The sequence below is a fragment of the Luteimonas huabeiensis HB2 genome (assembly GCF_000559025.1).
Taxonomy (GTDB): domain Bacteria; phylum Pseudomonadota; class Gammaproteobacteria; order Xanthomonadales; family Xanthomonadaceae; genus Luteimonas; species Luteimonas huabeiensis.
The window spans coordinates 25,916-45,987 of the sequence record NZ_JAAN01000036.1 but is presented as its reverse complement, the minus strand read 5'-3'; the positions used below and the strand labels follow the sequence as shown (position 1 = coordinate 45,987).

The 20,072-nt window shown below is 74.5% G+C and carries 16 protein-coding genes, 2 tRNA genes and 1 pseudogene; 12 read left to right on the top strand and 7 right to left on the bottom strand.

Annotated elements, in window-relative coordinates:
• Positions 1-40: 40 nt before the first annotated feature.
• Positions 41-1,555 (top strand): DASS family sodium-coupled anion symporter, encoded by a 1,515-nt coding sequence (locus tag Z164_RS0115710; RefSeq protein ID WP_024891637.1) that lies wholly within the window; start codon positions 41-43, stop codon positions 1,553-1,555.
• Positions 1,556-1,831: 276 nt separating this feature from the next.
• Here the strand turns inward: Z164_RS0115710 and Z164_RS0115705 are convergent.
• Together Z164_RS0115705 and Z164_RS0115700 are read right to left on the bottom strand one after the other, a co-directional pair.
• Positions 1,832-1,906 (bottom strand) — tRNA-Val (locus tag Z164_RS0115705).
• Between the two features lie 8 nt (positions 1,907-1,914).
• Positions 1,915-1,990: transfer RNA gene (locus Z164_RS0115700), tRNA-Phe, on the bottom strand.
• A gap of 170 nt (positions 1,991-2,160) precedes the next feature.
• On the opposite strand from Z164_RS0115700, the gene Z164_RS0115695 reads away from it, so the two are divergent.
• Positions 2,161-2,625, top strand: coding sequence for a DUF6491 family protein (locus tag Z164_RS0115695; RefSeq protein ID WP_024891636.1), 465 nt, complete (start codon positions 2,161-2,163; stop codon positions 2,623-2,625).
• On the opposite strand, the gene Z164_RS0115690 is transcribed toward Z164_RS0115695, so the two are convergent.
• From Z164_RS0115690 to Z164_RS0115670, 5 genes and pseudogenes are all read right to left on the bottom strand, one after another.
• Positions 2,595-2,876: an oxidative damage protection protein gene (locus tag Z164_RS0115690; RefSeq protein WP_024891635.1), complete on the bottom strand. Its 282-nt coding sequence runs from the start codon at positions 2,874-2,876 to the stop codon at positions 2,595-2,597. The two genes, Z164_RS0115695 and Z164_RS0115690, sit on opposite strands and share 31 nt — an antisense overlap.
• A gap of 27 nt (positions 2,877-2,903) precedes the next feature.
• Positions 2,904-3,950 carry an A/G-specific adenine glycosylase gene (gene mutY / locus Z164_RS0115685; protein WP_024891634.1) on the bottom strand — a complete coding sequence of 349 codons (1,047 nt, stop codon included), beginning with the start codon at positions 3,948-3,950 and terminating at the stop codon, positions 2,904-2,906.
• Positions 3,947-5,182 carry a hypothetical protein gene (locus Z164_RS0115680; RefSeq protein ID WP_024891633.1) on the bottom strand — a complete coding sequence of 412 codons (1,236 nt, stop codon included), beginning with the start codon at positions 5,180-5,182 and terminating at the stop codon, positions 3,947-3,949. Before Z164_RS0115680 ends, mutY begins: the two co-directional genes overlap by 4 nt.
• Positions 5,179-6,495 (bottom strand): signal recognition particle-docking protein FtsY, encoded by a 1,317-nt coding sequence (ftsY, locus tag Z164_RS0115675; protein WP_024891632.1) that lies wholly within the window; start codon positions 6,493-6,495, stop codon positions 5,179-5,181. Before ftsY ends, Z164_RS0115680 begins: the two co-directional genes overlap by 4 nt.
• Before the next feature lie 149 nt (positions 6,496-6,644).
• Positions 6,645-7,337 (bottom strand): annotated as a pseudogene (locus Z164_RS0115670) (PAS domain-containing protein); the annotation flags it as partial.
• A gap of 157 nt (positions 7,338-7,494) precedes the next feature.
• On the opposite strand from Z164_RS0115670, the gene Z164_RS0115665 reads away from it, so the two are divergent.
• The 10 genes from Z164_RS0115665 (at position 7,495) to Z164_RS22560 (ending at position 19,963) form a co-directional block, all read left to right on the top strand.
• On the top strand, positions 7,495-8,451 hold the full coding sequence (locus Z164_RS0115665) for a proline racemase family protein (protein WP_024891630.1): 957 nt from the start codon (positions 7,495-7,497) through the stop codon (positions 8,449-8,451).
• Positions 8,448-9,548 carry an NAD(P)/FAD-dependent oxidoreductase gene (locus Z164_RS0115660; protein WP_024891629.1) on the top strand — a complete coding sequence of 367 codons (1,101 nt, stop codon included), beginning with the start codon at positions 8,448-8,450 and terminating at the stop codon, positions 9,546-9,548. The genes Z164_RS0115665 and Z164_RS0115660 overlap by 4 nt, the downstream gene beginning before the upstream one ends.
• Positions 9,545-9,802, top strand: coding sequence for a (2Fe-2S)-binding protein (locus Z164_RS0115655; RefSeq protein ID WP_043690399.1), 258 nt, complete (start codon positions 9,545-9,547; stop codon positions 9,800-9,802). The genes Z164_RS0115660 and Z164_RS0115655 overlap by 4 nt, the downstream gene beginning before the upstream one ends.
• Entirely contained in the window at positions 9,795-11,108 is a 1,314-nt protein-coding gene (locus Z164_RS0115650; protein ID WP_024891627.1) for an NAD(P)/FAD-dependent oxidoreductase, read from the top strand. Before Z164_RS0115655 ends, Z164_RS0115650 begins: the two co-directional genes overlap by 8 nt.
• Positions 11,105-12,007, top strand: a complete 903-nt coding sequence (locus Z164_RS0115645; protein ID WP_024891626.1) for a dihydrodipicolinate synthase family protein — start codon at positions 11,105-11,107, stop codon at positions 12,005-12,007. Before Z164_RS0115650 ends, Z164_RS0115645 begins: the two co-directional genes overlap by 4 nt.
• Before the next feature lies 1 nt (position 12,008).
• Entirely contained in the window at positions 12,009-13,604 is a 1,596-nt protein-coding gene (locus Z164_RS0115640) for an aldehyde dehydrogenase family protein (RefSeq protein ID WP_024891625.1), read from the top strand.
• A gap of 137 nt (positions 13,605-13,741) precedes the next feature.
• On the top strand, positions 13,742-15,310 hold the full coding sequence (locus tag Z164_RS0115635; RefSeq protein ID WP_024891624.1) for an APC family permease: 1,569 nt from the start codon (positions 13,742-13,744) through the stop codon (positions 15,308-15,310).
• Between the two features lie 30 nt (positions 15,311-15,340).
• Positions 15,341-17,650 carry a DPP IV N-terminal domain-containing protein gene (locus tag Z164_RS0115630; RefSeq protein ID WP_024891623.1) on the top strand — a complete coding sequence of 770 codons (2,310 nt, stop codon included), beginning with the start codon at positions 15,341-15,343 and terminating at the stop codon, positions 17,648-17,650.
• Between the two features lie 46 nt (positions 17,651-17,696).
• Positions 17,697-19,472: a DUF885 domain-containing protein gene (locus Z164_RS22565; protein WP_024891622.1), complete on the top strand. Its 1,776-nt coding sequence runs from the start codon at positions 17,697-17,699 to the stop codon at positions 19,470-19,472.
• The gene (locus Z164_RS22560) at positions 19,469-19,963 is read left to right on the top strand and encodes a YybH family protein (protein WP_024891621.1); all 495 of its coding nucleotides are present in this window, start codon (positions 19,469-19,471) and stop codon (positions 19,961-19,963) included. The genes Z164_RS22565 and Z164_RS22560 overlap by 4 nt, the downstream gene beginning before the upstream one ends.
• The last annotated feature ends 109 nt before the right edge of the window (positions 19,964-20,072 follow it).

Genomic DNA, 20,072 nt, shown 5'->3' with positions numbered 1-20,072 from the left:
GGTAGGTGCGCCGCGACCGGCGGCGCTGCCGCGATACGACATGGCGAAGCTCATCGATGGCCTGCGCGGCGCGCTCGGGCATTTCGCGCAGGCGGTGCCGTTCCGCATCGTGCCCGCGGCGATCGCCACCGCCGTGCTGGTGATCCTGCTGGCGCTGCCGGTGCCGGAGGGGCTGACGCCCAAGGCCTGGGGGCTGGTGGCGATCTTCCTCACCACCATCGTCGCGATCATCCTCAAGGTGATGCCGATCGGGGTGATGGCGATGATGGCCATCGTCATCGTCGCCCTGTCGCAGGTCACCGCCACCTCGTCCGCCGACGCCATCCGCGATGCGCTGGCCAGCTTCGCCAGCCCGCTGATCTGGCTGATCGTGGTGGCGATCCTGATCTCGCGCGGGGTCAAGAAGACCGGCCTGGGCAGCCGCATCGGCCTGCTGTTCATCGCGCTGCTGGGCAAGCGCGCGATCGGCATCGGCTACGGGCTGGCCGCCTGCGACCTGCTGCTGGCGCCGTTCACGCCCAGCAACACCGCCCGCGGCGGCGGCGTGGTGCATCCGGTGATGCGCTCGATCGCCCACGCGTTCGGTTCGGATCCCGCGCAGGGCACCCAGCGCAAGGTCGGCACCTACCTGGCGCTGGTCAACATGCACGCCAACACCATCACCTCGGGCATGTTCCTCACCGCCACCGCGCCCAACCCGCTGGTGGTGGACTACGTGGCCCGCGCCACCGGCCAGAGCTTCCAGCTCTCGTGGACCACCTGGGCGCTGTGCATGCTGCTGCCGGGCCTGGCCTGCATCCTCGCCATGCCGCTGCTGGTCTACCTGCTCTCGCCGCCGGAGCTGAAGGAGACCCCGGACGCGGCCGGCTACGCGCGGCGGGAGCTGGAGCGCCTGGGCCCGCCGAGCGCGCGCGAGAAGGTCATGCTGGCCACCTTCGCGTTGCTGCTGGCGCTGTGGGCCAACGTGCCGGCGCTGCTGTTCGGCCCGGCGTTCCGGCTCGACCCCACCGTGGTCGCCTTCGTCGGCCTGTTCGTGCTCATCGTCACCGGCACCATCGACTGGGACGACGTGCTCTCGGAGAAGAGCGCCTGGGACACGCTGATCTGGTTCGGCGCGCTGGTGATGATGGCCGAGCAGCTCAACCGCCTGGGGGTGATCGCCTGGTTCTCGCAGGGCCTCAAGGACGCGATCGCCGGCAGCGGCATGGGCTGGCAGGCGGCCGGCGCGGTGCTGGTGCTGCTGTTCGTGTTCTCGCACTACCTGTTCGCCAGCACCACCGCGCACATCAGCGCGATGATGCTGGCGTTCCTGACCGTCGGCCTGCAACTGGTGCCCGCCGACTACGCGATCCCGTTCGTGCTGATGATGGTCGCCGGCTCCACCATCATGATGACCCTGACCCACTACGCCACCGGCACCTCGCCGGTGATCTTCGGCAGCGGCTACGTCGGCCTGGGCGAGTGGTGGCGCGTGGGCTTGGTCATGTGCGTGGCGGAGCTGGCGATCTACGGCACCCTCGGCGTGCTGTGGTGGAAGGTGCTGGGGTACTGGTGAGCGCGCTCAGGGCCGCGCGCGGTGCCGCCGCAGCGCGCAGGGGGCCATGCGTCGGCATGGACGATCGCCGGGCTCGAGCCGAGCGCGGCGGACATGGCCGGGACGACCGGCAGGCGGGCGAAGACTGCGCGCGGACCAGGACTCCGGCGGCTTGCGCCTGACACGGATCCTGCCGGCTCCCTTGGAGGGCCGCACGGAGGTGGGGGCGGGAAAGCCGTCGCCTGCGGCGCGAAACGAAAAAGCCGGCACGGGGCCGGCTTTTCGGATGCGACGATCTGGTGGGCGGTGCAGGGATCGAACCTGCGACCCTTGCCGTGTGAAGGCAATGCTCTACCGCTGAGCTAACCGCCCGGGAACCTTGGTGGCCGGGGAGGGAATCGAACCCCCGACACGGGGATTTTCAATCCCCTGCTCTACCAACTGAGCTACCCGGCCAAGTGACGCGACGCGGCCGAGCCGTGTGCGAGGGCGGCATCATACGGGGCCGCGGCGCGGGCGGCAAGCGCGATGCGTGCTGAACCGGCGACGGCCGCCGTCTTGCGGTGCGCGGGCCGCGACAGCATGTTGCGGGGCATCGTTCCCCGATGCTTCCCTGGAGGCCGCCGATGCGCATATCCGCCTTGCTCGCTCCCGCCACCGCCGGCCTGCTCGCGCTGGGGCTCGCCGCCTGCGCGAGCGGGCGCATTCCCGACGACCAGAAGCTCGCGATCCACCGCGCCCACGCCGGCGAGCCGGTGCCGAGCTTCCAGTTCTTCGGCAGCCTCAGCGGCTGGACGCCGCTGGGCGACAGCGCGGTGGCGGTGTGGACCCGGCCCAACGAGGCCTACCTGCTGGAGCTGACCGGCCGCTGCCAGGACCTGCAGTTCGCGCAGGCGATCTCGCTGACCAGCACCCAGAACCGGGTGCATGCGCGCTTCGACAAGGTGATGGCGCTGGGCACCGGTTCGATCCAGGTGCCGTGCCACATCGCCACGATCCGCCCGCTCGACGTCAAGGCGGTACGCGAGGCCGAGCGCCAGGTACGCGACGGCGCGGCGGCTCAGCCGGCGGAGGGCGGTTCGGGCACGTAGCCGGCGGGCCGCTCGGCGCCGCCGCCGAACAGGAACTTCTCCATCTCCGCCTCCAGGAAGGCGCGGTGCTTGGGGTCGAGCGGGGAGAGCCGGTTCTCGTTGATCAGCATGGTCTGGTGCGCGAGCCAGGCCGCCCAGGCGTTGCGGCCAATGCCGGCGAACACGCGCTTGCCCAGCTCGCCGGGCCAGGGCACGAAATCGAGCCCGTCGGTCTCGCGTTGCTCGTACTGGCAGAACACCTGGCGGCTCATGGGCGTGGTCTCCGGGGTTTCGGTGCGTCAGGCGCCGGCGAGGCGCAGCAGCCGGCGGATGGGGGCGGGGATGCCGAGCGCGTCGAGGTCGCTTGCGGCGACCCAGCGCAGGTCGTCATTGTCGCGCACCGCGAGCCGCGGGGTCACCGGGCGCCACAGCAGCGGGTGCAAGCGCAGGCGGAAGTGGGTGAAACCGTGCTGCACGGTGTCGAGCACCGCCCCGTCGCCGGCCAGTTCGGCGTGCCGCGCGGCCCAGGCGTGCGCGTCCCCGGCCGACGCGGCCTCGGGCAGCGACCACAGCGCGGCCCACACGCCGGTCGGCGGGCGGCGTTGCAGCAGCACGCGGCCCTCGGCATCGACCAGCGCGACGACGTGGGTCTCGCGCTCGGGCAGGGCCTTGCCGGGCTTGGGCGTGGGCAGTTCCTCGGTGCGGCCTTCGATGCGCGCGATGCAGCCGTCGGCGACCGGGCACAGCAGGCAGCGCGGGGCGCGGCGCGTGCACAGGGTCGCGCCGAGGTCCATCTGCGCCTGGGTGTAGTCGGCCATGCGCGCGTCGGGCAGGTGCGACTGCGCATGCGCCCACAGGCGTTTCTCCACCGCCGGCAGGCCGGGCCAGCCGTCCACGCCGTGCCAGCGCGCGAGCACGCGCTTGACGTTGCCGTCGAGGATCGCGAAGCGGTCGCCCCAGGCCTGGGAGAGGATGGCCCCGGCGGTGCTGCGGCCGATCCCGGGCAGGGCGACCAGGGCGTCGAAGTCGCGCGGCAGGTCGCCGCCGTGGCGGGCGACGCAGGCCTGCGCGGCGGCGTGCAGGTTGCGCGCGCGGGCGTAGTAGCCCAGCCCCGACCACAGCGCGAGCACGCTGTCGAGCGGCGCGGCGGCGAGCGCGGGCACGTCCGGCAACGCGGCCACGAAGCGCTCGAAGTAGGGCACCACCACCGAGACCTGGGTCTGCTGCAGCATGATCTCCGACAGCCAGACCCGGTAGGGCGTGCGCGGGTGCTGCCAGGGCAGGTCGTGGCGGCCGTGGCCGTCGAACCAGTCGAGCAGCCGCCGGGCGAAGGGATCGGCGCTCATGGCGTGGGGGCGTCGTCGACGACGCGGATGTCCACGCCGTGCAGGGTGGCGCCGTCGAGTTCGAGCCGCGGCGCCTGCAGCCGCCCGTCGAGCGGCGGCAGCGGCGTGCCGCGGTCGAGGCCGTCGAGCCAGGCGCGCAGTTCGCCGGGCCGGGCGCGACCCTCGATCCGCGCGCCGTCGCGCGACAGGCGCAGGGCGACCGGCGCGCCCAGGTCGGCCGGGCCGTCGTAGCCGAGCGCGAACGGCAGCGGCGCGTCGGAGGCGCCGACCGGCGGCGGCAGCGGCGGCCAGGCCTCGGGCCAGTCGGCCAGTTCCCCCTCCAGTGCCACCGCGAGGCTGCCGTGCAGCGCGGCGAGGCCGCGCGCACGCAGCCGCGGCACCGGGCCGCTCCCGCGCAGCGACAGCGCCAGCGGTTCGGCGCGCACGCCGCCGCCGGCCAGCGCGATCTCGCCCGCGATCCCCGCGACCAGCGGCAGGTCGCTGCCGTCGCCGCGCAGGCGCGCGCGCAGCGACAGCGCGGTGCGGTGCAGTTCGATGCGGCCCTGGCTGGCGTCCAGCGCGGCGCCCAGGCGCAGCCGCGCCGGCAGCCGCCAGTCGCCGGCCGCGGGCGCGAGGGTGCCGGCCAGGCCGACGCCGGCGCGGGCGGAAGCGCGGGTCATCGCCAGGCGCAGGTCGAAGGGCGCGCGCAGGCCGCCGCTCTCGTAGCGGCCGCGCACGTGCGCGCGCAGCGGCGCGCCGGGCGCGAAGCGCGGCAGGTCGAGGCCGAGCGCGTCGAGCCGCCACCCGGGGGCGACGATGCGGCCGTCGGCGGCCGCGATACCCTCGGCGAAGCTGGGCGTGCGGCCTTCGCCCGGCGGACGGGTGGCCCACCAGCGCTGGAAGGCGGCCAGGTCGAGCGCCGGGGCGTCCAGTTCGAGCCGGGTCACGTCCAGCGACGCGCCGCGCGCGCGCAGGGTGGCCCACGGCACGGAAATCGACACGCGCCCGGCGGTCAGCAGCGCGACGTCGGCGCCGGGCTGGCGGGCGACCACGTCGCGCGCGACCAACTGCGGGGTGCCGCGCAGGCGGTATTCGAAGCCGCCGGCGCGGATGTCGAGGTCGAGCGCGTCGCCGGCCATGCGCAGGGCGAAGGCGCCGACGGTGGCGGCGCGGCTCGCCCAGTACAGCGCGCCCAGCGCCACCGCCAGCAGCGCCACGATCACGGCCAGCGCGATCGCGCGCCGGCGCCTCACTGCGCGGCGGCCGTCCCGTCGCGCCCGAGCGATTCGGGCAGCAGGGCATCGACGAAGGCCTCGGCGTCGAACACGCGCAGATCCTCCGGCCGCTCGCCGATGCCGGCGTAGCGGATCGGGATGCCGAACTCGCGCGCCAGCGCGAACACCACGCCGCCCTTGGCGGTGCCGTCGAGCTTGGTCACCACCAGGCCGGTCACCCGCACCGCGGCGTGGAACTGGCGCAGCTGCGAGACGGCGTTCTGGCCGGTGGTGCCATCGACCACCATCAGCACCTCGTGCGGCGCGTCGGGGTCGATCTTGCCCAGCACGCGGCGGATCTTGCCCAGCTCGGCCATCAGCCCCTGCTGGGTGTGCAGGCGCCCGGCGGTGTCGGCGATCAGCACCTCGGTGCCGCGCGCGCGCGCGGCCTGCAGCGCGTCGAAGGCGACCGAGGCCGGATCGGCATCCTGGCCCTGGGCGATCACCGCCACGCCGTTGCGCTCGCCCCAGGCCTGCAACTGCGCGACCGCGGCGGCACGGAAGGTGTCGCCGGCGGCCAGCATCAGGCTGCGGCCCTCGTCCTTGTAGCGGCGGGCGAGCTTGCCGATGGTGGTGGTCTTGCCGACGCCGTTGACGCCGACGGTGAGGATCACGAAGGGCCTGGCGCCGGCGTCGATCGCCAGCGGCTGCGCGACCGGGCGCAGCAGCGCGATCAGGTCGGCGCGCAGCGCGGCGAGCAGCGCGTTGGCGTCGGCGAACTCGCGCGCCTTCATGCGCTTGCGCATCGCGTCCACCAGCGAGGTGGTCGCGGCGACGCCGACGTCGGCCATCAGCAGCGCGGTCTCGATCTCGTCGAGCAGGTCGTCGTCCAGGCGCGGGTTGCGCGAGAACAGGCCGCCCAGGCTGCGCGCGAAGGCGCTGCCGCGCAGGCGTTCGCGCCAGCCCGAGCGGCCCTCGGCGGCCGGCGGCGGGGCGCCGGCCGCGGCGGGCTCGACGGTGGGCGGCGGTGCGGTCGGCGTCGTCGCTGCGGGCGCGGACGGCGCCGGGAGCGTGGCGGGTTCCGGTGCGGGCGCGGGCGGCGGTGCCGGCGCGGGTGCGGGCGCGGGCGCGGGTGCGGGTGCGGCGGGCGGTTCGGCGGCGATGGGGGCTTCGGCCGCGATGGGCGCTTCGGCTACGACGGGGGCGTCGGTCTCCGGCGCCGGCGTTTCCGGCGCCGCGGGGCCGGCCGGCGCGCTGGGAAAGGCTGCGGCCAGTTCCTCGATGCTGTAGCCGCGGCTGGTCGTCGTGTCCTTGCGGTCGGCGGGTGGCTTGCGGCGGAAGAAGCTGGCCATCGAACACGGGGGCTGCGGGCGGGGGCGTCATGCTAACACCGGCCCCCGTGCGGGCCCGCCGGCGGTCAGACCCCGTCGGCGGGTACGGTGGCGGCCGTGGGGCGGGGCCCCGGCAGGTCCAGGATCGTGCCGATCGCCGCATCCGGGGCCTGGCAGGCCAGGGCCCGGTAGTCGCGCGGCGGCACGCCCACGGTGGCCTTGAACTGGCGCGCGAACGCGCTCTGGTCGGAGAAGCCGCAGGCCTGCCCGATCTCGGCGATGCTGGCGTGCGAGTGCAGCAGCCGCATCGCCGCCTCGATGCGCAGCTTGGTCAAGAGCTGCTGCGGGGTGAGCTGGAACACCCGCTTGAACAGGCGTTCGAGCTGGGCCACCGATACGCCGGCGATGGCGGCCAGCGTCTGCACGCGCAGCGGCTCGCCGTAGTGCGCCTGCATGTGCTGCAGCGCGCGCTGCAGACGGCCGAACGCGGAATGGCGGTGGTCGGGCTGGCCGAGGTCGCGGGAGATGCCGATCAGCCCGACGATCTCGTCGCCGGCCACGATCGGCCGCTTGAACGTCAGGCACCAGCCGGGCGAGCGGTTGGAGTAGAGGTGCAGTTCGAGCTGGTTCTCGATCACTTCCCCGCACAGCACCCGCTTGTCCTGCACGAAGTAGGTGCCGCCCAGGCGCGGGGGGAACAGTTCCAGCACGCTGCGGCCGAGGACCTCGGCGCGGTTCTTCAGGCCGAGGCGCCGCACCAGGGTGTGGTTGACGTGGGTGTAGCGGCCTTCGCGATCCTTGACGAAGAACACCACGTCCGGCAGCGCGTTGAAGATCGTCTGCAGTTCGTCGGGGGCGAGCATCACGTCGATGGCGGCGGCCTCCTGGAGCTCGGGGCCGGCGAGGGCCCGTGGCGGGGGATGCGCGGGCGCGGCCCGGTCGTCCGCATTATGCATATTTCCGCACCGCGCACGGGGAGTGCGTCCTAGCCGCTGCCAGGGGGCGGGCCGAAGATGGGCCATGCGGAAAATGAACGTCATCGATTCGCACACCGCCGGCGAGCCCACCCGGGTGGTGCTGGACGGATTCCCGGACCTGGGCGGCGGCAGCCTCGCCGAGCGGCGCCGGCGCTTCCGCGAGGGCTTCGACCATTGGCGCAGCGCGATCGCGGCCGAGCCGCGCGGCTCGGACACCATGGTCGGCGCGCTGTTGCTGCCGCCCGACGACCCGGCCTGCTGCACCGGGGTGATCTACTTCAACAACGTCGGGTATCTGGGCATGTGCGGGCACGGCACCATCGGCGTGGTGCGCACGCTGGCGTACCTGGGCCGGATCGGCCCGGGCGCGCACCGGGTGGAAACGCCGGTGGGCGTGGTCGGGGTGGAGCTGCACGATGACGGCCGGGTCTCGATCGACAACGTCGAGAGCTACCGCCATGCCGCCGGCGTCGAGGTCGAGGTGCCGGGACACGGCACCGTCGCCGGCGACATCGCCTGGGGCGGCAACTGGTTCTTCATCACCGCGCAGTCGCCGCTGGCGCTGGAGGTGGGCAACATCCCCGCGCTGACCGCCTACACCCAGGCCATCCAGCGCGCGGTCGACGCCGCCGGGCTCGCCGGCGAGGACGGCGGCGTCATCGACCACATCGAGATCAGCGGCAGCGCGCCCGACGCCCCCGGCGTCGCACGCAACTTCGTGCTGTGCCCGGGCGGCGCCTACGACCGTTCGCCCTGCGGCACCGGCACCAGCGCCAAGCTCGCCTGCCTGGCCGCCGACGGGCGCCTGGGCGAGGGCGAGCGCTGGCTGCAGCAGGGCATCCTCGGCAGCGCCTTCGAGGCCAGCTACCGCAAGGGCGCGCGCGGCGTGCTGCCGCGCATCGTCGGCCAGGCCTGGATCACCGGGCGCAGCGAGCTGCTGCTGGAGGCGGACGATCCCTTCGTCTGGGGCATCGGCGCGAGGCCGCCGGCGTCGCCATGAGCGGATTCGACCTCATCGTCGTCGGCGCCGGCATCGTCGGCGCGAGCTGCGCGGACCTGGCGGTGCGCTGCGGGCTGCGGGTGGCGGTGGTGGAGTCGGGGGTGCCCGGCGGCGGCGTGACCGCGGCCTCGATGGGGCACCTGGTGGCGATGGACGACGATCCCGCGGAGCTGGCGCTGGCGCGGTTCTCGCAGCGGCTGTGGGAGGAATTCGCCGGGCTGCCGGAGGCGGAATTCAGCCGCTGCGGCACGCTGTGGCTGGCGGAGACGCCGACCCAGCTGCAGCGCATCCCCGAGCGCATCGCGCGGCTGGCCGCGGCCGGCATCGAGGCCGAGCGGCTGGACGCGCGCGCGCTGTACGCCTGCGAGCCGCACCTGGCGCCGGGCCTGGCCGGCGGCATGCGGGTGCCGGGCGAGGCGGTGGTGTACCCGCCGCGGGTGGCCGCGTGGCTGCTGGCGCGCGCGCAGTCCGGCGGCGCGGCGGTCCATCGCGGCCGCCGCGCGCTGGCGCTGGCGGCCGGCGGCGTGCGTCTGGACGACGGCACCGTGCTGCGCGGGCAGGTGCTGGTGGCCACCGGCAGCGAGCTGCCGGAGCTGCTGCCGGCGCTGCCGCTCGGCGTGCGTCGCGGCCACCTGGTGATCACCGACCGCCACCCCGGGCTGGTCCGCCACCAGCTGCTGGAGCTGGGCTACGCCGACAGCGCGCACGGCGATGCCGACAGCAGCGTCGCCTTCAACGTGCAGCCGCGGCCCAGCGGACAACTGCTGATCGGCTCCTCGCGCGAGCAGGGCCGGCGCGAGCGCGAGGTGGACCCGTCGATGCTGCGGCGCATGCTGGAACGCGCCTTCGAATTCCTGCCGGTGCTGCGCGGCCTGCAGGCGATCCGCGCCTGGACCGGCCTGCGCCCGTGCACGCCGGACGGCCGGCCCTACATCGGCCGCGTACCGGGTTGCCCGGGCGTGTGGGTGGCCGCCGGCCACGAGGGCCTGGGCGTGACCACCGCGCCGGGTACCGCGCGGCTGCTGCTGGACCTGCTGCTGGGGCAGCCGCCGGCGATCGACCCGGCGCCCTACGACCCCGCGCGGGTGGCGGCGTGAGCCGCGCGCCGGCGACGACGGTGCGGCTGGCGGTCGATGGCCGCGAGGTCGCGGTGCGCGCCGGCAGCAGCGTGGCCGCCGCCATCGCGATCGCCGGCGCCGGCTTCCGGACCTCGGTCGGCGGCGAGCCGCGCGCGCCGCTGTGCGGCATGGGCGTGTGCTTCGAGTGCCGGGTGAGCATCGACGGCGGCGCGCAGCGGCGCGCCTGCCTGACGCCGGTGGCCGAGGGCATGCGGGTGCGCACGCATGGCTGAGCGCCTGCTCCGCTGCGACGTGGCGGTGGTCGGCGCCGGGCCGGCCGGGCTGGCGGCCGCCACCGCGGCCGCGCGCCGCGGCGCCCGCGTGCTGCTGGTCGATGCGCAGCCGCAGCCGGGCGGACAGGTGTGGCGGCACGACAGCGCGCACGGCGCGCCGCCGGCCGCGCGCCGCGCGCTGGAGGCCGCGGACGCCGCCGGCGTGCGCCTGCTGCCGCGCTCCGAGGTGGTCGGCCACGCGGGCGGGCGGCTGTTCGTGCGCGAGGACGCCGCCGCGCTTTCGATCGACCACGGCGCGCTGGTGCTGGCCACCGGCGCGCGCGAGCTGCTGCTGCCGTTCCCCGGCTGGACGCTGCCGGGCGTGGTCGGCGCCGGCGGCGCGCAGGCGCTGGCCAAGCAGGGCTGGCCGCTGCGCGGCGCGCGCGCGGTGGTGGCCGGCAGCGGGCCGCTGCTGCTGGCCGCCGCGCACACGCTGCGCCGGCACGGCGCGCGCGTGATCGGCATCCACGAGCAGGCCGGGCGCGAGGCGCTGGCCGGCTTCGCGCTGGGCCTGTGGCGCTGGCCCGGCAAGGCCGCGCAGGCCGCGCGCCTGCGCGCCGCGCTGTGGCGCTCGCGCTATCTCGCCGGCAGCCACGTGCTGCGCGCGCTGGGCGGTGCGCGGCTGGAGGCGGTGGAGCTGGCGGTGGCCGGCGGCGGCCGCCGCACCGTGCCCTGCGACCTGCTCGCCTGCGGCTTCGGCCTGGTGCCGAACCTGGAACTGGCGCATGCGCTCGGCTGCGCGCTGGACGGCGACGGCGCGCAGGCCGGCGTGCGGGTGGACGCGCGGATGCGCAGCAGCGTCGAGGGCGTGTACGCCGCCGGCGAGGCCTGCGGCATCGGCGGCGTGGACTGCGCGCGCATCGAGGGCCGCATCGCCGGCCTCGCCGCCGCCGGCGACGAGGCCGCCGCGCTCGCGCTGGCGCCGCGCCGCGCGAGCGTGCGCCGCTTCGCCGCCGCGCTGCGCCGCGCCTTCGCGCTCGATCCGCGCCTGCACCGGCTGGCCGCAGACGACACCGTGGTCTGCCGCTGCGAGGACGTGCGGATGGGCGCGCTGGCGCCGTTCGCCGACGCGCGCGAGGCCAAGCTCGCCACCCGGCTCGGGATGGGCGCCTGCCAGGGGCGCGTGTGCGGCGCCGCGCTGGCCGAACTCGGACGTTTTCCACGCGGCGGCTTCCGGCCGCCGGTCTTTCCCGTCCCGCTGGAGGTGCTGGCTTCGTTCGGCGCGGCGGGGCCTTCCACGACGACAACCTCAGGAGTCACGCCATGAGCCGATCCATGTGGCAGGGGGTCATCCCCGCCATCACCACCCCCTTCGCCGAGGACGGCCAGGTCGACCACGCGTTCCTCGCCCGCCATGCGCTGTGGCAGGTCGAGGCCGGCTGCATCGGCATCGTGCCCTTCGGCTCGCTGGGCGAGGGCAGCACGCTGTCGTTCGAGGAGAAGATCGCGATCGTGCGCACCCTGGTCGAGGCGCTGGGCGATCGCGCGCCGGTGATCCCGGGCATCGCCGCGCTGTCGACCGACGAGGCGGTGCGCCTGGCGCGCGCCTGCGAGGCCGAGGGCGCGCGCGGGCTGATGGTGCTGCCGCCCTACGCCTACTCCACCGACTGGCGCGAGATGGGCGCGCACGTGCGCGCGGTGATCGCCGCGACCTCGCTGCCGGTGCTGCTGTACAACAACCCGATCGCCTACAAGACCGACTTCAGCGCCGAGCAGATCGTGGCGCTGGCCGACGAGTTCCCCCAGGTCGAGGCGGTCAAGGAGTCTTCCGGCGACCTGCGCCGCTTCGCCTCGATCCAGGCGCTGTCGGGCGACCGCCTGGTGCTGATGACCGGCATCGACGACGCGATCGTGGAGGGCATCGCGATGGGCGCGACCGGCTGGATCGCCGGCCAGGTCAACGCCTATCCGGCCGAATCGGTGGCGCTGTTCGAGCGCGCCCGCGCGGGCGGCTACGCCGCGGTCAAGGAGCTCTACGACTGGTTCCTGCCGGTGCTGCGGCTCGACACCGTGCCCAAGTTCGTGCAGCTCATCAAGCTCACCCAGCAGGCGGTGGGCTGGGGCAGCGAGCGCGTGCGCGCGCCGCGGCTGACGCTCGAGGGCGCCGAGCGCGACGAGGCGCTGCGCATCATCGAGCACGCCATCAAGACCCATCCGGGGCTCTGACGTGGACGCCCTGCAACAGGTGCTGGTGGCGGGCGGCTGGCGCGATCCGGTGGCGCCGGCCGGGCGCTTGCGCGCGCGCGACCCGGCCACCGGCGAGGAGATCGGGCCGTGGTTCCCGGTCAGCGGCGCGGAGGAGGTCGAGGCCGCGCTGACCGCGGCCGAAGCCGCGGCGCCGGCGCTGGCCGCGGCCGACCCGGCGCGGGTGGCCGCGTTCCTGGACGCCTATGCCGACGGCATCGAGGCGGCGGCCGACGAACTGGTGGCGCTGGCGCACGCGGAAACCGCGCTGCCGGCCTCGCCGCGGCTGCGCGAGGTCGAGCTGCCGCGCACCAGCGGCCAGTTGCGGCAGGCCGCGCGCGCCGTGCGCGAGGCGAGCTGGACCCACCCGGTCATCGACACCGCCGGTGGCCTGCGCGCGGCCTACGGCCCCCTGGGCAAGCCGGTGGTGGTGTTCGGGCCGAACAACTTCCCGTTCGCCTTCAACGCGGTGGCCGGCAGCGACTTCGCCTCCGCGATCGCCGCGCGCAATCCGGTGATCGCCAAGGCGCATCCGCTGCACCCGGCGACCAGCCGCGCGCTGGCGGGGATCGCGCACGCGGCGCTGCACGGCGCCGGGCTGCCGGCGGCAACGCTGCAGATGCTCTACCACCTGGAGCCGGCGACCGGGCTGGCCCTGGTGGGGCACCGCGCGATCGGTGCGGTCGCCTTCACCGGCAGCCGCGCCGGCGGCCTGCGCCTGAAGGCCGCCGCCGACCTGGTCGGGGTGCCGTTCTACGCGGAGCTGTCCAGCGTCAACCCGGTGTTCCTGCTCGACGGCGCGCTGGCCGAGCGCGGCGAGGCGCTGGCGCAGGAGTTCTTCGCCTCCTGCACGATGGGCAGCGGCCAGTTCTGCACCAACCCCGGCGTGGTGGTGGTGCCGCGCGGCGCGGCGGGCGATGCCTTCGTGGCCGCGGCCGCGGCGCGCTTCGACGCCGCGCCGGCGCAGCCGCTGTTCTCCGAGGACGGTCGCCGCCAGCTGCACGCGGCGGTGGACGCGCTGCTGCAGGCCGGCGCGCAGCGCATCGCCGGCGCGCCAGCGCCGTCGGGCCCGGGTTTCCGGGTCGCGCCGGCGCTGCTGTCGGTCGGCGGCGAGGCGTTCCTGGCCGATGCCGCGCGGCTGCAGGGCGAAGCCTTCGGCCCGGTCTCGCTGCTGGTGCGCAGCGCCGACGCGGCGCAGGCGCGTGCGATCGCGCAGGCATTCGAGGGCAATCTCACCGCCACCGTGTACCGCGCCGGCGACGGCCGCGACGACGCCGAGGCGGCGGCGCTGCTGCCGCTGCTGCGGCCGCGGGTGGGGCGGTTGATCGTGGACCGCATGCCGACCGGGGTCGCGGTCAGCCCGGCGATGAACCACGGCGGCCCGTTCCCGGCCGCCAGCCACCCGGGCTTCACCGCGGTCGGCATGCCGGGCGCGATCCGCCGCTTCGCCGCGCTGCACAGCTACGACCACGTGCCCGACGCGCTGCTGCCGCCGCTGCTGCGCGACCGCAACCCGGGCGGCGTGTGGCGCCTGGTGGACGGCCGCTGGACCACCGCCGATCTCGGCGCGGGCGGGTGAGCCCGGCGCGACGGCCATCGCCGGCGCCGCCCGCCGGCCGCGCCAGCGCATGAGGCGCCGGCGCACGGAACGCTGACCGGGCGCGCCGCGGCGGGGAGGCCGCGGCGCGATCCACGAGGGGACCCGAGGGAGGACCCATGACCGTAGAAGGCAAGTTCCGCAAGACGCTCAGCCTGACCGACCTGACCTTCATCGGGCTCGGCTCGATCTTCGGCTCCGGCTGGCTGTTCGCGGCCAGCCACGTGGCCGCGATGGCCGGCCCGGCCGGCATCCTGTCGTGGCTGTGCGGCGGCTTCGCCGTGTTCCTGCTCGGGCTGGTGTACTGCGAGCTGGGCGCGGCGCTGCCGCGCGCCGGCGGCGTGGTGCGCTACCCGGAGTATTCGCACGGGCCGCTGCTCGGCTCGCTGATGGGCTTCGTCACCCTGATCGCGTTCTCCAGCCTGATCGCGATCGAGGCGGTGGCCAGCCGGCAGTACGCGGCGGCCTGGTTCCCGGGCCTGACCGGGCCCGACGGCACCAGCCCCACCGCGCTCGGCTGGGCGGTGCAGTTCGGCCTGCTGGTGCTGTTCTTCCTGCTCAACTACTTCAGCGTCAAGAGCTTCGCGATCTCCAACAACATCGTCAGCGTGTTCAAGTTCATGGTGCCGGTGCTGGTGATCGTGCTGCTGCTGTCGAGCTTCCAGCCGGAGAACCTGAGTTCCCAGGGCTTCGCGCCCTATGGCGCGGCCGGCGTGCAGGCGGCGATCTCGACCGGCGGCATCATCTTCGCCTACCTGGGGCTGACGCCGATCGTATCGGTGGCCAGCGAGGTCAAGGACCCGCAGCGCACGATCCCGATCGCGCTGATCCTGTCGATCCTGCTGTCGACCGCGATCTACGTGCTGCTGCAGCTGTCGTTCCTGGGCGCGGTCCCGCCCGGGCAGATCGCCAACGGCTGGGCCGGCATCGACACGCTGTACGCGCTGCCCTACCGCGACATCGCGCTGGTGCTGGGCCTGGGCTGGCTGGCCTGGCTGGTGGTGGCCGATGCGGTGGTCTCGCCCAGCGGCACCGGCAACATCTACATGAGCGCCACGCCGCGGGTGATCTACGGCTGGGCGCGCAGCGCCGGCATCGAACCGCTGACCCGGGTGGACGCGAAGTCCGGCATCCCGCGCCCGGCGCTGTGGCTGAGCTTCGCGCTGTCGGTGTTCTGGACGCTGCCGTTCCCGTCCTGGGAGAAGCTGATCGGGGTGGTCTCGGCCGCGCTGATGCTCAGCTACGCGGCGGCGCCGGTGACGGTGGCCGCGCTGCGCCGCAGCGCGCCGGATCTCGCGCGGCCGTTCCGGGTGCGCGCGCTCGCCGTGCTGGGGCCGCTGTCGTTCGTGGTGGCCGCGCTGATCGTGTACTGGTCACGCTGGCAGACGCTGTGCTGGCTGCTGGGGCTGCAGGTGGCGATGTTCGCCGCCTACGTGCTCTACCGGTGGCCGGACAAGGCCGGGCGGGCGAGACTGCGGCGGCAGGTGCAGTGCTCGCTGTGGCTGATCGTGTTCTACCTGCTGGTCATGGCGGTGTCCTGCCTGGGCTCGTTCGGCGGCAGCGGCGCGATCGCGCATCCGTGGGACACGCTGGCGGTGGCGGCGATCGCGTTCGGCGTCTACCAGTGGGCCGCGCGCTCCGGCCTGCGCGCCGGGGAACTGGAACTCGAGGAAGACGATGGCGCGTAGCGGCGCGCCGCGGGAAGCGAGGGGGCGGGCATGAGAATCGTCGCGGCATGGCTGTTGCTGGGCTGGCTCGGCGTCGCGCAGGCGGCGCCGTCGGCGGAGGATTACGCCCGTTCGCTCGGCTTGCGCGAGCGCTGGATCGGGCTCACGCGTGACGTGGCGTGGCCGGCGACCTGGCACGACGCCGGCGGCTTCCACTACCGCAAGACGGTGGAGGGCGGCTTCGCCTTCGTGCGCTACGAACTCGCCCGCGGCGAGCGCGAGCCGGCCTTCGACCAGGCCGCGATCGCCGATGCGCTGGCGCGGGCCGGCGGCGGCGCGCACGATCCGCTGCGGCTGCCGTTCGAGACCTTCGCCTTCGAGGACGACGGCCGCGCGATCGCGTTCCGTGTCGGCGATGCGCGCTGGCGCTGCACGCTGGCGCCGGCCGATTGCGCCCTCGCGCCGTCGCGGCCGGGGCGCCCGCGCGCCTTCGGCGTGGTGCGCGACCTGGCGGTGCCGGCCGACGACCGCCCGCGGCGCTCGCCCGACGGCCGCCACGAGGCGACGGTGGAGGGCCACGACGTGGTCGTGCGCCGCGTCGCCGACGGCGCCGTCGTGCTGCGCGGCGCGGGCGGCCAAGCCAACGATTTCGACGATCCCGAGACGCTGGCCTGGTCGCCGGACTCGCGCTGGCTGGCGCTGTACCGGGTGCGGCCCGGCGACCGCCGCGAGGTGGTGCGGGTCGAGGCGGCGCCGCGCGACCAGCGCCAGCCGCGCGTGCGCACGCAGCTGTACCCGAAGCCGGGCGACGCGGTGGACGTCGAGCGGCCGCTGCTGTTCGACGTCGAGCGCGGCCGCCGCTTCGAGATCGACACCGCGCTGTTCGCCGATCGCTACCGGCTGTCGCCGATCCAGTGGCGGCAGGGCAGCGACGGCTTCGCGTTCGAGGTCGTGCACCGCGGCCACCAGCGCGTGGACCTGATCGCGGTGGACGTGCCGCGCGGCGAGGGCGGCGCGGCGGTGCCGCGGATCGCGGTGGCCGAGCCGAGCGCGACCTTCGTCGATACCTGGCGCGGCTTCCGCCACGACGTCGGCGGCCGCGGCGAGGAGATCCTGTGGCTGTCCGAGCGCGACGGCTGGCGCCACCTGTACCTGTTCGACGGGCGCAGCGGCGCGGCGAAGCGGCAGCTCACCCGCGGCGCGTGGGTCGTGCGCGAGGTGCTGCGCGTGGACGAGGCCGCGCGCCAGGTGTGGTTCACCGCCAGCGGCATGGACGCCGGCCGCGATCCGTACTTCCGCCACCTGTTCCGGGTCGGCTTCGACGGCGGCGAGCCCATCCGCCTGACCGAGGCCGATGCCGACCACGACGTCGCCATCTCGCCCGACGGCGCGCACTACGTGGACGTGTACTCGCGCGTCGACCTGCCACCGGTGATGGAACTGCGCCGTGCCGACGGCGCACTGGTGGCCGAGATCGAGCGCGGCGACATCGCCGCGCTGCAGGCTGCCGGCTGGCGCGCGCCCGAGCCGTTCGTGGCCAAGGGCCGCGACGGCGCGACCGACATCTGGGGCCTGGTGGTGCGCCCGCGCGACTACGACCCCGGCAAGCGCTACCCGGTGATCGAGAACATCTACGCCGGCCCGCACGACGCCTTCGTGCCCAAGACCTTCTGGCCGTTCGGCCATCACTCCGGCGGCGACAAGCAGATCGGCATGCAGGCGCTGGCGGACCTGGGCTTCATCGTGGTGCAGATCGACGGCATGGGCACCGCGCACCGCGGCAAGGCCTTCCACGACGTGGCCTGGAAGAACCTGGGCGATTCGGGGTTCCCCGATCGCATCGCCTGGCATCGCGCGCTGGCCGCGCGCGACCCGTCCTACGACATCGGGCGCGGGGTCGGCATCTACGGCGCCTCGGCCGGCGGCCAGAGCGCGCTCGGCGCGCTGCTGTTCCACCCGGCGTTCTACACCGTCGCCGTGGCCTGGAACGGCTGCTACGACAACCGCATGGACAAGATCAGCTGGAACGAGCAGTGGATGGGCCTGCCGGAAGGAGAGGGCGACCACTACGCGCGCGCCTCCGGCGTGGACAACGCGCACCGCCTGCAAGGCGAACTGCTGATGATCCTCGGCGAGCAGGACGACAACGTCGATCCGGCCTCGACGATGCAGGTGGCCGATGCGCTGATCCGCGCCGGCAAGGACTTCGACCTGCTCGCCATCCCCGGCGGCGGCCATGCGGTCGGCCGCTCCGAAGGACCGATCGACTACGCGCATCGCCGCCAGTTCGATTTCTTCGTCCGCCACCTGCAAGGCGCGGAGCCTCCGCGCTGGAACCGGGCGGCGGCCAACGCCCCGTGACCCGCAGCGCAGGAGACTTCCGATGACCCGTCCCACGCTCCGCCCGATGTGTTCCGTTCTCGCCGTGTCGCTCTCGCTCGTCCTCGGCGCCGCCGCGCCGCTGGCGGCGCGGGCGCAGGACGCGCCCGCGGCGCCGCTCGCCGCGCCGGCCAACGCGGCCGAAGCCGCGCTGCGCCGGCTCTACGAGGCCGAATGGGCCTGGCGGCAGCAGGAGTTCGTCCGCGAGAAGATCGACGGCCGCTGGCAGGCCGGCGACCGCCTGCCCGCGGTGACGGCGCAGGACTGGGCGCGCCGCGCCGACTACTGGCAGCGCACGCTCCAGGCGCTGGACGCGATCGCGTTCGATGCCCTGGGCGCGGAGGAGCGGATCAACGCCGCGGTGTTCCGCGCCTCGGTCGAGGCGCTGCACAACGGCGCCGTCTGGCGCACGTACGAGGCGCCGTTCAACAGCGACACCTTCTTCTGGGGCGGGCTCAACCCGCGCCAGCCCTACCAGACCGAGGCCGACTGGCGGCGCTTCATCGGCCGGCTGGCGGACGTGCCGCGCTACTTCGACGAGCACATCGCCAACATGGAGGCGGGCCTGGCGCGCGGCTGGAGCGTGCCCCGGTCCTCGGTGGAGGGCCGCGACGCGACCATCGAGCCCTATACGCGTACCGACGCCGGCAACCCGTTCCTGGCCATGCTGGAGCGCATTCCGGCCTCGATCCCGGAGCCCGCGCGCACGCAGCTGCGCGAGGCAGGGCGGCGCGCGGTGCTGGAGCGCGCGGTGCCGGCCTACGCCCGGCTGCTGACCTTCATGCGCGAGCAGTACCTGCCGCGCGCGCGCGCCACCACCGCCGCGCGCGACCTGCCCGACGGCGAGGCGTTCTACCGCACCCAGATCCGGGAGTTCGTGACCCTCGACATGAGCCCGCGCGAGATCCACGACCTGGGCCTGCGGGAGGTCTCGCGCATCTCCAAGCAGATGCGCGAGACGATGGCGCGCGCCGGCTTCGACGGCTCGTTCGAGCAGTTCCTCGACTTCCTGCGCACCGATCCGCAGTTCTACGCCAGGACCCCGCACGAACTGCTGGCCAACGCCGCCTGGATCGCCAAGAAGGTGGACGGCGAGCTCAAGCACGTGCTCGGCACGCTGCCGCGCTACCGCTTCACCATCCTGCCGGTGCCCGACGACCTCGCGCCGATCTACACCTCCGGTCGCGGCGGGCTGGATTCGTGCCTGTTCAACACCTACGACCTGCCGTCGCGGCCGCTGTACAACCTGCCGGCGCTGGTGGTGCACGAGTGCGCGCCCGGCCACAGCCTGCAGGCCGCGCTGGCGCTGGAGGCGCCGGCGCGCCCCGACTTCCGCCAGCAGACCTACTTCTCCGGCTACGGCGAGGGCTGGGGGCTGTACACCGAATGGCTCGGCACCTCGATGGGCATCTACCAGACGCCCTACGAAGAGTTCGGCCGCCTGACCTTCGAGATGTGGCGCGCCGCGCGGCTGGTCATCGACACCGGCCTGCACGAATACGGCTGGAGCCGGCAGCAGGCGATCGACTACCTCGCCGCGCATACCGCGCTGGCGCACCAGGACATCGTCAACGAGGTGGATCGCTACATCGCCTGGCCGGGACAGGCGCTGGCCTACTACATCGGCTACAAGACCATCCTCGATCTGCGCGCCGAGGCAGAACGCGAACTGGGCGCCGGCTTCGACCAGCGACCGTTCCACGACACCCTGCTCAACCTCGGCTCGGTGCCGCTGCCGGTGCTGGAGTCGGAGCTGCGCGCGTTCATCGCCGCGCAGAAGGCCGCGCAGGGCGCCGGCGGGTGAAGCGGCCTGGCCGCATCGCCGCGCTGCTGCTGGCCGCCGCGCTGCCGGCGGCCGGCGGCGCCCGCGACTGGACGGACGACGATCGCGCGATCCGCGCGGTCGTCGCCGACATGCAGGCGGCGTGGAACCGCGGCGACTTCGAGGGCTACATGGCCGGGTTCCTGAACCCGGGCGTCGTGTTCGTCTCGCGCGGGCGCTTCCAGCGCGACTGGCAGGGCACGCTCGACCACTACGTGGCCGACTACGGCAGCGCCGAGGGCGCGCGCGGCACCTTGTGCTTCTACGACATCCGCATCGAGCGCCTGGCCGACGACGCCGCGCAACTGGTCAGCCGCTACCACCTCGCGCGCGAGGTCGAACCGCAGTACGGCATCAACACCCGGCTGATGCGCAAGGTCGGCGGACGCTGGGCGATCGCGCTCAACCACGTCTCGTCCGTCGATACCCCGGACCCGCAGGATCGGCTGCTCGCCACCGACTGCCGGCCCTGAAGCGCGCCGGTGCCGTTACGGCGCGGCCGTGCCCGCATCCTCGCTGCGCGCCAGCAGATCCACCAGCGCCTGCTTCCAGAACGCCGCGGAGGTGTGGGGATCATCACCG